Origin of the sequence: Geobacter sp. FeAm09 (assembly GCF_008330225.1) — a bacterium.
In the GTDB taxonomy this organism is placed as follows: domain Bacteria; phylum Desulfobacterota; class Desulfuromonadia; order Geobacterales; family Pseudopelobacteraceae; genus Oryzomonas.
In genome coordinates this window covers 1611017-1622378 of sequence record NZ_CP042466.1, presented here as the reverse complement: position 1 = coordinate 1622378, position 11362 = coordinate 1611017, and the positions used below count along the sequence as shown (strand labels likewise).

Here is an 11362-nt window from a genome sequence, read left to right as displayed (position 1 = left end):
TGAGCGGTTTTTCGCCAATTGACGTAACCTGGAGGTCCGCAATATGACATCATCAAGTCTTAAACCAGCGGAAATACTGCTGATAGAAGACAATCCCGCCGATGTCCGTCTGACAATGGAAGTGTTAAAAGACGTAAAACTCTGCAACAACATCAGTGTCGTCAATGACGGCGTCCAAGCGCTTGACTTCCTCTATCGCCGGGGGGAGTATGATTCCGCCCCCCGCCCCGACCTCATCCTGCTCGACCTCAACCTGCCCCGCATGGACGGGCGCGAGGTGCTGGAGCGGATCAAGGGCGACGAGGTCCTGAAACAGATCCCGGTGGTGGTTCTGACGACCTCCAGCGCCGAACAGGACATACTCAAAAGCTACGCCCTGCACGCCAACTGCTACATCACCAAACCGGTGGACCTGGAACAGTTCACGAAGGTGGTGACATCCATCGAGGAGTTCTGGTTTTCCATTGTGAAGCTTCCCGGAATGTGAGCGCGCCGCCATGCCCTACGCCGAAATAATCAGAGTCCTCCTGATCGAAGACAACCCCGCCGACGTCCGGCTGCTGCGGGAGTGTTTCTCCGAACTCTCCGACGTGCTCTTCCTGGTCCACGATGCCAACAGTGTTGCCTCTGCGGTGCAACTCGTCTCGGAAAAACATTTCGACGTCATCCTCCTCGACCTCTCGCTCCCCGACAGCATCGGCCTGGATACGCTGCACCGCATGCACACCCAGGCCCCCGACATCCCGATCATCGTCCTCACCGGCATGTCCGACGACACCCTGGCCCTCACCGCCATGCGGCACGGCGCTCAGGATTATCTGCTCAAGGGGCAGTTCGACATTAACCTGTTGAGCCGCGCCATTCGTTACACCATCGAGCGCAAGCGGGCCGAGGCGGAGATCAAGAAACTTGCCTACTACGACACCCTGACCGGGCTTCCCAACCGGGTGCTGTTCCGTGACCGCCTCAAACAGGCCATCGTCATGGCGGAACGGGACCAAAAGAGCCTGGCGCTGCTGTACCTCGATCTCGACCAGTTCAAATATGTCAACGACACCTTGGGGCACGCCTACGGTGACCGCCTGTTGAAAATCAGCGCCGACCGCATCCAGGGATGCCTGCGCAGTTCCGACACCGTGGCCCGCATCGGCGGCGACGAATTCGTCATCATCCTCTCCCTGCTTTCCGGCGGCGACGACGTGCCCAAGGTGGCGGACAAGATTCTCGAAACCCTCAGGAAACCGGTGCAATTCGAGAACCACACCATCTACACCAGCGCCAGCATCGGCATCGCCCTGCACCCCGAAAACGGCGCAACGGTCGATGACCTGCTGAAAAACGCCGACATTTCCATGTATCAGGCCAAGGAAAAGGGGCGCAACAACTATCAGTTCTTCTCCGAAGAGATGAACCGGCAGGCCCTCGCACGGCAGGTGATCGAAGCGAACCTGCGCCAGGCCATGGTGCGCAACGAGTTTTTCCTGGTCTACCAGCCGCTGTTCGACATCGCCAGCCGCACGATCATCGGCTTCGAAGCGCTGATCCGCTGGCGGCACCCCCAACATGGGGACATGCTCCCGCCCCAGTTCATCAACGTTGCCGAAGAGACCGGCATGATCGTCGCCATCGGCGAATGGGTGCTGCGGACGGCATGCCGGCAGGCGCGGCAGTGGCACAACGGCGGCTCGGACGGTCTGCGCATCTCGGTCAACATCTCGGCCAGCCAGTTGAAGCACGACGGCTTCCCCGACATCGTGGCATCGGCCCTGAAGGAATCGGAACTGCCGCCCCACTGCCTGGAACTGGAACTGAACGAGAGCACCGTCATCGAGCGGGGGGAGAAAAGCATCCCGATCCTGAGAAGATTGAAGGAAATGGGCGTTTCCCTGGCCATCGACGACTTCGGCACCGGCTATTCCTCCCTCTCCTACCTGAAGCACTTCCCCATCGACCGGGTCAAGATCGACGGCACCTTTGTACGGGACATCACCCCCGACGGGGAGAATGCGGCCATTGCCGAGGCGATCATCTTCATGGCCCACTCCCTCAAGCTCAACGTGGTGGCCGAAGGGGTCGAGCAGGAAAAGCAGTATGCCTTCCTCCACGACAGCAAATGCGACGAGCTGCAGGGCTTCCTCATGTGCCACCCCCTGCTGCCGGAAGACATCATCCCGCTGCTGCGCACCTATACCTCGTTGACCCATTAGGCATAACGCCGTGGGGGCCCCGCGCAGCCCGTCTGCCGCACGGGATACCCCCACCCTCCGCTACAGCGACCTGCCCGCCGCCTCGGCGAACAGGCGCAGCTTGTCCATCAATGCCTGGAATTTTGCCGGTTTCAGCGATTGGGGCCCGTCGCTGGAGGCGTGCTCCGGGTCGGGATGCACCTCCACGATCAGGCCGTCGGCTCCGCACGCCACCGCGGCAAAACACATGGGGGCCACATAGTGGTGGTTGCCGGTGCCGTGGGACGGGTCCACCACCACCGGCAGATGGGTCTTTTCCTTGAGCACCGGCACGGCCGACAGGTCGAGGGTGTTGCGGGTGGCGGTCTCGAAGGTGCGGATGCCGCGCTCGCAGAGGATCACCGACTGGTTGCCCTCGCTCATGACATACTCGGCGCTCATGAGGAATTCCTGGATCGTCATGGACATGCCGCGCTTCAAAAGGACCGGCCTGCCGAGCTGGCCGACCTTCTTCAGGAGGGCGAAATTCTGGGAGTTGCGGGCGCCGATCTGGAGGATGTCCGAGTACTCGGCCACCAGTTCGGCCGTCTCGGGGTTGATCACCTCGGTGACGAACGGCAGACCGGTCACCTCCCGGGCCTTGGCCAGCAGCTTGAGCCCTTCCTCCTCCAACCCCTGGAACGAATAGGGGGACGTGCGCGGCTTGAAGGCTCCGCCCCGCAGAATATGGGCCCCCGCCTTCTTCACCGCCTCGGCCGTTTCCACGATCTGCCGTTCGTTTTCCACGGAACAGGGACCGGCCATCATAATCACCCGTTCCCCCCCGATTGCCACCTCATCGTTGATGCGCACGACGCTCGACTCCTTTTTGACCTCCTTGGAGGCCAGTTTGTACGGCTGCAGGATAGGCACGACGTTCTCGACGCCGTGCAGCGAATCCAGGGAGTGCAGCACCATCTTGCCGCGCTCGTCCCCCACCGCGCCGATGACATCCCGGGTCGAGCCGTGGATCACATGGGGCTTGTAGCCCAATTCCTTGATGCGTTTGAGCACTTCGTCCTTGTCCTTCTTGGTGGCACCTGCCTTCATTACGATGATCATCCCCTGTTCCTTTCCCACAAGCAAAAGGGCCGAAGGTTTCCCCCCGGCCCTGTCCGCATCTCGTGCGTGAATGAAAAAGCCGGGGGGACTGTCTGTCCGCCCGGCTTGTGGTGTGTCATGGTTTCGCTTCCTTGCGCTTACACCTTTGCCTGGGCAGACGGCCTGAAATAAAAGCCGTACCAAAAGAAAAAGTAAAAGGCGCTAAAGAAACGATTAGAGTTCATGGTTGGTACTAAATCACAGCCGCAGCGAATTTGTCAAGAGTAAATTTGGCCGCCGCCGCCCCGGCGGCATCCGGTCAGGGACCGTACACCACATACCCCCGTCCGGGGGCCTCCACCTGGCACCATCCGTCGCCATCGGTGACGATCGCGGACGGCTCCCGGTCCGCGCCCCCGCCCCACCAGGCCAGGGGCTTCAGGGTGGCGCCCCTGAAACCGGACTGCACCCGCCGGCCGAGAGGCTCCCCGGAATTGTTCAGGACAAAGAGCAGCCCCGGCTGAGCGGCGATGCCGGCACGCTCCATGACGTACGCCACGTCGTCCACGTAGCGGATGACGGTCCCGCCCCCGGCGTGGCTCTCGTGCACCCTGACCAGCCGCTCGATCCCGTCCGGCCGGCCGGGCCGGGCCAGGCCGTAGTTGAAATAGTCCTTCCAGAAGACGCACGGGTACCCCTCGTGGGTGAGGATGTAGGCGTAGGCCAGCATCTTGTCGTTCACCACGCAGTCGTTGCCGCTGAAATCGTGGTTGTCCACAAAGGTCACCGCCTCCAGGGGACGGTCCCTGACCAGCACGCCCCCCTCCGCCAGGGTCCGCAGGCTGAAGCCGTAGGTGTCGCACAGATCCTTCAACCGGTAGCGCAGCGGGAAGTCAAAGGCCCCCACCCGGTGCACGGCCCAGTTGTTGACCGAATCGAGCCAACCGTCGATGAAGGCGTCGCCGGCCCAGCACTCCCCTACCCCGAAGAGCGGCACCGGCTGGCCTTTCCGCGTGTACTGGCGGTCATGGATCGCCCGCACGATCCAGGCGCCGAACCCCTTGACGAAATCGTAGCGGAAACCGTCGAAGCCGATCTCCTCGACCATCCATTTGGCGTGGTTGAGGATGCCGGTGGAGACGCGGGGGTTGATGTGGCACAGGTCCGGCATGTCGCCGAAGGCGGCGGGGTCGCTCTCCGTATAGGGCGACGGATTGAAGCAGCTCCAGTCGCGGGTGAAGCGGTTGCTCTGGGGGGTGAATTTCGTCCAGCGGTATGTCTGCAGGATCGGGTTGAACTCCTGCTGGTCGGCGCCGTTGTTGTGGTTGAGCACCAGGTCGGCATAGACCTTCAGGCTGCACCCGTGCGCCGCCCTGATCAGGGCGCGCAACTCCTCCTCCGAACCGAACCAGGTCCGGACCTCGTCGGCGCCGTCAACCTGGCGCTGCGCCTTTTGCGGATACGCTCCCAGGTCGTAATAATCGTACACGTCATACCCCATGGACATGCCGCCGATATTGGCGGCCTTGCCGGCAGGGGGGAGCCAGAGGGCGGTGAAGCCGGCCTGTTCAAGCTCGCCGAGCTTTGTGGCAAGGAACCTCCACCACGTATACTCCTGGGCCTCCTCACGGGGGCAGTCCCAGTAAAACGCCTGCATCAGAACACCCATGACGTCCCTCCTCCTGTCCGCGACACCCCGTGGACCGTTTATGCAATACTACCACAACACGGCAAATAGGCCACAGAGCCACAAAGGCGCGGAGAAAATCACGGCAGCAGGACCGCAATGCCGGCCGGCTGCGGCCTCGGAGGGAGCATTATGCGGGGAAACGGGGCGATGGAGAGGGGATGTTAATTTTTTTAACGCTCTTTCAAAACAATTAGACAACCTATCGAATTGATTTAAAAAATACGGACAGCCACATAGTGTTAATTTTTTTAACACTGCCAACAAATATAAAATATTTTCAATATGTTATACATGAGATAAAAATGTTAACAAAATTAACATCGGCTCTCGGTCTTTGGCCGTCCCATGGCCAGATCCTGGCGCACGAGCTGTTCCAGGGCCGTATCCAGGTAGGCACGGCGACAGTCCACACCCTCGATGGCGCCGGAGCGCAGCAGGCTCAGGAAACGGCAGCCGCCGAAGCAGATGGGCAGGTAAGCGCACTCCAGGCATTCGTCGTTCTTCCACACATCCAGGTTGTGGGACGCGGCGTAATCCCCTACCCCCTCGGCCAGGGAGCCGATCCGCAACTCCTCCCGCCCCATGAAAGCGGGGCATTTGTAGAGGGAGCCGTCATAGGCCACCACCAGGTCGTGCTCGAATTCGATCATGCAGGCGGCCGCCCTGAGCTTGGGCACCGGGAAGCCCCGCCGTATCGTCTCCTGCCGCAGGAACAGGCTGGCCTCGATCATCCAGGGTTCGCTGGTGGAGGCGCAGGCGGTGCCGAAATCCCCGGAAACGGTACCGTCCGCCTTGGGGATGACCGGTGCAAAGCCCACGGTCTTCAGCTTCTCCGGGGCGATCCCCTGGGCCGTGAGATAATCCAGCATCTCCGGGAACCGCCGATAGTTGTCGCGGGTGTAGTTCCCACCCAGGTCCACCGGCACCAGGTCGTGGACCGCCCCGATGTTGGCCACGATGGTGTCGAAACTCCCCTTGCCGGAGACAAAGGGGCGCTGCCGGTCGTGGATGTCCCGGGGGCCGTCCAGGGTCAGTTTCACGGCGGCCAGCCCCAGGGGGAGAAGTTCCTGCACCACCGGCCGGGTCAGCAGGGTGGCGTTGCTGATGATGTTGAACCTGAAAACCACACCCGCTGTCCGGGCCGCCTCCCCCAGGCGGCCGGCGATGCGCTGCAAAAGCGGCAGGGCCATCAGGGCCTCGCCGCCGTAGAAATCCACGGTCACGTCCCGCCCCGCCGCCATCTGTTCCGTCAGGCGCTGCACCAGCATCCCGGCGGTATCGTCCGCCATGACGAACCGCCCCCGGAAGGGGTCTTCGAAGCAGTAGCCGCAGGCCAGGTTGCACTCCAGGGTCAGGGTCACCAGGGCGGCGAAGTGGCGGTTTTCCCCATTGATGGTCTCGAAGGTCCGCCGCATCTCCTCCCGCTCCCCGGCCCGGTCCGGCACCAGCACCCCCAGGCGCGCCAGGGTGTCCCGCTCCCGCTCCCCCAGGTCACCCGTGCGGGCCTTTTCCAGAAGGCCTTCGGACAGTTCCAGCACCGCGCAGCGCCGGGTGGCCACGGCCAATACCCGGCCCGGTTTGTCGGCACAGGGATAGGTTTTCAGATAGTGTGTCAGTTCCATTAATGCAGCCGTCCCCTCACCATTTCTATCTACTTAAAATACTTTCAACAACGCGCTCTACAACAAAGAGGACGGGAAGGGGGCCCCCTTCCCGTCATGCTTAGTTTACTACCTGACTGAAGCTGCATTTGTGGAACAGCATGTCATTACAACTCCCTGCTCATGCCCCTCTTCCAATACCATCAAATCTTCCTGAACTTCACGCATTCGCCTCACCACCTTTCGTTTTAGTATGCTGCAACGCTATCCGGCTGGCTTTTTGCACATATTCAGCCCGTCACGCCATCAAAAAAATTGAGAGAACCGGTGTCAAGCACCCAATTTGTCCTTTTCTCCAGGGGTAGGCAAGGAGCAATCCATGAACAAACATTTAAATATACAGACGCTTTCCAAGTTACTGGACATTCAGTCTTTGTTTCTGTTAATATCCCGCGCACGGAATCCTAACATGTCACTCGTCAAACCTCAACATACCATCAGCACCTTTTTGGTGTTTCTTTGCCTGGTTCTCGGCGCCCTCCCCTACCTAGCATGGGGGGAAGAACCGGACGAGACCCTGGGGCTCTTCAGCGCCTGGCAGGAAGAGGCGTCCACTGCCTCCCGCGCCCCCAAGCCGCTCTCCCAGACCGCCGAAAACGTCACCGTCATTACCAGCGCTGATATCGAGGCCATCAATGCCCACACCCTGGCCGATGTACTTGCCACCATTCCCGGCATTCAGACACAGCAACGGGGCGGTCCCGGTGGACAATCCTTCACGTTAATTCAAAGTTCCGACTACAACCACGTATTGGTGCTGGTGGATGGCGTAGCTATCAACACCAGCGGCAACTTTGCCGACACGGCGTTGATCCCTGCTCGGGTTATCGAGCGGATTGAGATCGTCAAAGGAGCAGGTTCATCGTCCTGGGGCCAAGCATTGGGCGGGGTAATCAGCGTCACCACCCACTCCCCGGAACAGGGACGTAAGCTGGGGGGAACGGCAGATGCTTCCCTGGGTGAGCGAGGGACCACCGATACCGGCCTTTCCCTCTCCGGCAACGGCGGGCCGGTGGGGTATTACCTGTCCGGCGGCTACCTCGGGTCCGGCGGCCTTCTTTCCTACCACAGCGTTTACAGCCGCAATATTTTCGGCCGCCTTACTTGGGACATTCCGGGCCAGGGACAGATGTGGGGGAATATCAGCTACATCAAGACTGACAACCGGGGTGACCTCTATGTGCCCGAGGCCGATTCCCAGGAAAAAGAAAACGCCAAACAACTCACCGCTTCTGTCGGACTGCACAAAGCCCTGACGGGTGCCATTGATTTCGAGGCTGTTGTCCGTCATTTAAACCATGGTTCCGACTATCTTTCCAGCGCCATCAGCACCGGTGCAGCAGACCCCCAACGCAGTTTTCGCGACCGGGTCTACGGCGGCGAGATTAAACTTACTTGGCGCGAAGAGAACAACCTGCTGGTCATAGGGGGAGTGTACGAACAGACCGAGGCGGATCTAGCCTACGGCAGCAATACCAGCTTTGTCAAAATCAAACACCATGGTTTCTATCTCAACGATACGCTCAACATAGGAACTGTCTCTATCATTCCCGGCGCCCGTTTCGACCGGACCACAGGGCGCACGGATACTTTCAGCCCATCACTCGGCCTCGTTTGGCGACTTACGGAAGGAACTCTACTGCGCGGGTACACCGGATTGGGGTACAGCCTGCGGGATATTGCCAATACCAATGTGGAGCGGATCTGGACCACACAGATCGGCATCGAGAGCCAGTCGGTACCCTACCTCTGGCTGAAGGGCACCCTGTTCCGCAACCAGAAATGGGACATCCAAACCTACAACTTCGCCACGAATTCATATTACGCGGAAAAACAGGTTGCCTTAGGGACCGAAATCGAAGCCCGCACCATTCCAGTCTGGAACACCTCACTGGGGGCCGGCTACACCTTTACCGAAACCACCCGTAGCCTCGACGGTTCCCAGGTATACGGCCTGCCGCGCCATACCGTCCAACTGTCCCTGCATTACGACGATACGACATTCCGCGGTGTGCTGACCGGCCGCCATATCTGGTGGAACCAGGACCCGTCCTATCTGGCCCGTTATTATGGGCTGGTGTGGGATCTCCATCTGGGAGCAACAATCTTTAAGCGTGAAAGAAATGCCGTGGAGGTGTTCTTCTCAGGACACAACCTGTTCAATGGCGCCCAGTTCAACGACAGTTATACTCCCAATCCTTCCCGCTGGTTCGAGGGCGGCATGAGGGTGCGCTTTTGAGGATACTGACCGCCTTCATATTCTCATTCGCCCTGCTGCTTCCCCTGGCGGCCGACGCCTACGACGTGCTGGTGCTCCAGAGCCGCCGCGATCCGGCCTTCGAGGAGGCCCTTGCCGGATTCCGCGCCAACCGCAGATTGTCGGAGCGGGTGGTCGTGCTCGCCGATTACGCCGACGTGGACATTAGCCGCATCGTCCGCGAAGACCAGCCCGCCCTGGTCCTGGCCCTGGGAGACCGGGCCCTGGAAGCGGCCCGCAAACTGCGCCAGACCCCGGTCATCGCCCTGATCTCCCTCGGCATCCACAACCGCCACGCTGGCCACGCCAATCTGACCGGCATCGGCATGTTCGCGCCGCCGGAGCGCTACCTTTCCCTGTTCCAGGGGATGAAAAAACGCCACGTGGGGCTGATCTACCATCCCGCCAAGAGCGGCTGGTACGTGCAACAGGCCCGCCAGGCGGCCCAGCGCATGGGGATCGAGCTGGTGGTGCGCGAGGTTTCCACCCCGCGGGACACCCAGGCCCAGCTTGCGGGCCTGGCCGGCAGGGTCGATGCGCTCTGGATGCTGCCCGACACCACGGCCGTGGCCCGGGAGACGGTGGAGGCCTACTTCCGCTTTTCCCAGGAGCACAACGTGCCGGTCGTCTCCTTTGCCAGCGCCTATCTGGGCCTGGGGGCGGCGGCGGTCCTGGAGATCGACCGCTCGGAACTGGGCAGGCAGGCGGGCGACATGGGATCGGCCATCCTCAAGGGGGCCGACGCCTCGGACATCCCGCTGGCCTACCCGCGCCGGGTTCAGCTCAAAACCAATCCGAGCGTCCTGAAACACCTGGGCATATCGGCCGAACGGGCCATGTTGAACCAACGAGAATAACGTGTCGCCCCGCACCCAATTCATAACGTTCCGCGCCAGCTTCCAATTCAAACTCTTCCTCATCTTCACCCTGCTGACCGCCCTCATGGCCGCTTTGTTCGGCTCCGCCTACATCGTCACCGAAATCCGCGAGCAAAGCACCTATGCCGACAACCGCTGCCAACTGATTGCGGCGCATCTGGCCGATACCGTCCGTCTCCCCCTGTACGCCGAAAACCGCGACGTGCTCATGCAGATAGCGCAGGAAACCGCCCGCACCCCCGACTTCCACAGCCTGACGGTCCGCACCGCTGACGGCAGGGTCCTGGCCGAGGTACGCAAACCGGCTGCCCGCGGTTCCGGCGAATTGTTGAGCAGGACCGTGGAGGTGCGCAGCACCCCCCTTGGCTCCTCCCCGGAGTCGGCCATCAGCGGCGGCAGGGACCCCATGGGCGCGCTGATCGGCAGCGTGCGCCTGGACCTGGACACCACCGAACTCAAGGCCCGGACCCGGCGCCTGATCATGATGGCGTGCGCCACGGCCTTTCTCTTCTGGCTCTCCGTATCGTCCATCTGCTACCTGGCGCTCCGCCAGGTAACCCGTTCCTTCAGCGCCCTCATGCGCGGCCTGGAGGCCATGCGGGCGGGGAACTACACGGTCAGGATCGCTCCGGTCAGCAACGACGAACCGGGCCGGGCCGCCGAGGCCGTCAGCCTGCTGGCGGCCTCGCTCCAGCAGCGGGAAGAGGAAAACCGCCGCTTGCAACAGCAACTGGTGGATGCCATGCGCCTCGAAGTCCAGAAGGAAAAGCAGCAGATCATGGCAAAGCTGATCCAGACCAACCGCATGACCTCCCTGGGGCTTTTGGCCTCCAGCATGGCCCATGAGATCAACACGCCCAACGGCGCCATCAAGCTTGCGGGGCAGCAGGTCGCCAAAACGTGGAAGAGCGCGATACCCATACTGGAACGGGTTGCGGAGGAGGAAGGGGATTTCGTGCTGGGGGGGCGGTATTCAGCCTGGTGCGGGATGAGGTGACCAAGGCGGCGGAGGTCATCGCCCGCTGCTCGGAACGCATCGAAAAGGTCGTGCAGGATATGCGGGCCTACAACGTGGGCGGCCAGGGCGACGCCAAGGACCGGGTGGACCTGAACCAGGTGGTCGCCGACGCCCTGACCATTATCCGCGCCCACGGACGCCACGGCAACATCACCATCCAGAAGGAGCCCTGCCCGGAACTCCCCCCGGTGACCGGCAACCGCTACCAACTGGAGCAGGTGATCATCAACCTGATCCTGAACAGCATCCAGGCCATCCCGGAATCACGGGACGGCGTCATAACGATCACCACGGGCCATGACCGCATGAAGGGGATGGTTTCCCTCGTCGTAAGGGATGACGGGAAGGGGATTCAGCCGGACATCATGGGCCGCCTCATGGAGCCGTTCTTCTCGACCCGCATGGAAAGCGGCGGCAGCGGCCTCGGCCTGTACATATCGAACTTCATCGTGACCGAACACCGGGGGCAGCTGGTGTTCGAATCGGAACCGGACAAGGGCACGACCGTCACCATCAGCATACCCGCCGCAGACGACGCCCCAAGCCCCGGCCCCGACGCGCCGCCCGGCCCCCAGGCCGCCTGAGGCGGCCT

Annotated in this window: 9 protein-coding genes; 6 read left to right on the top strand and 3 right to left on the bottom strand. The window is 61.5% G+C overall.

All coding sequences use genetic code 11. The features are described from left to right. Window positions 1-43 precede the first annotated feature (43 nt). Both FO488_RS07680 and FO488_RS07675 read left to right on the top strand, forming a co-directional pair. Window positions 44-487: a response regulator gene (locus FO488_RS07680; protein ID WP_149210019.1), complete on the top strand. Its 444-nt coding sequence runs from the start codon at window positions 44-46 to the stop codon at window positions 485-487. A gap of 10 nt (window positions 488-497) precedes the next feature. Continuing rightward, complete coding sequence (locus tag FO488_RS07675; RefSeq protein WP_149210018.1) at window positions 498-2207, top strand: bifunctional diguanylate cyclase/phosphodiesterase; 1710 nt, start codon at window positions 498-500, stop codon at window positions 2205-2207. A 60-nt stretch (window positions 2208-2267) separates the two neighbouring features. Here FO488_RS07675 and aroF read toward each other — a convergent pair whose 3' ends face one another. The 3 genes from aroF to gptM form a co-directional block, all read right to left on the bottom strand. Next, a complete protein-coding gene (aroF, locus tag FO488_RS07670) occupies window positions 2268-3287 on the bottom strand; it encodes a 3-deoxy-7-phosphoheptulonate synthase (RefSeq protein ID WP_149210017.1) in 1020 nt (339 codons plus the stop codon). A gap of 298 nt (window positions 3288-3585) precedes the next feature. After that, window positions 3586-4935 (bottom strand): alpha-amylase family glycosyl hydrolase, encoded by a 1350-nt coding sequence (locus FO488_RS07665; protein ID WP_149210016.1) that lies wholly within the window; start codon window positions 4933-4935, stop codon window positions 3586-3588. Window positions 4936-5270: 335 nt separating this feature from the next. Then, window positions 5271-6578: a geopeptide radical SAM maturase gene (gene gptM / locus FO488_RS07660; RefSeq protein ID WP_149210015.1), complete on the bottom strand. Its 1308-nt coding sequence runs from the start codon at window positions 6576-6578 to the stop codon at window positions 5271-5273. Window positions 6579-6936: 358 nt separating this feature from the next. On the opposite strand from gptM, the gene FO488_RS07655 reads away from it, so the two are divergent. From FO488_RS07655 to FO488_RS19925, 4 genes are read left to right on the top strand one after another with little or no spacing between them, the layout of a single operon-like run. Continuing rightward, on the top strand, window positions 6937-8856 hold the full coding sequence (locus tag FO488_RS07655) for a TonB-dependent siderophore receptor (protein WP_149210014.1): 1920 nt from the start codon (window positions 6937-6939) through the stop codon (window positions 8854-8856). Continuing rightward, window positions 8853-9731: an ABC transporter substrate-binding protein gene (locus tag FO488_RS07650; RefSeq protein WP_149210013.1), complete on the top strand. Its 879-nt coding sequence runs from the start codon at window positions 8853-8855 to the stop codon at window positions 9729-9731. Before FO488_RS07655 ends, FO488_RS07650 begins: the two co-directional genes overlap by 4 nt. A gap of 1 nt (window position 9732) precedes the next feature. Then, a complete protein-coding gene (locus tag FO488_RS19930; RefSeq protein WP_240732211.1) occupies window positions 9733-10749 on the top strand; it encodes a hypothetical protein in 1017 nt (338 codons plus the stop codon). Then, complete coding sequence (locus FO488_RS19925) at window positions 10746-11354, top strand: sensor histidine kinase (RefSeq protein ID WP_240732210.1); 609 nt, start codon at window positions 10746-10748, stop codon at window positions 11352-11354. Before FO488_RS19930 ends, FO488_RS19925 begins: the two co-directional genes overlap by 4 nt. Window positions 11355-11362 lie beyond the last annotated feature (8 nt).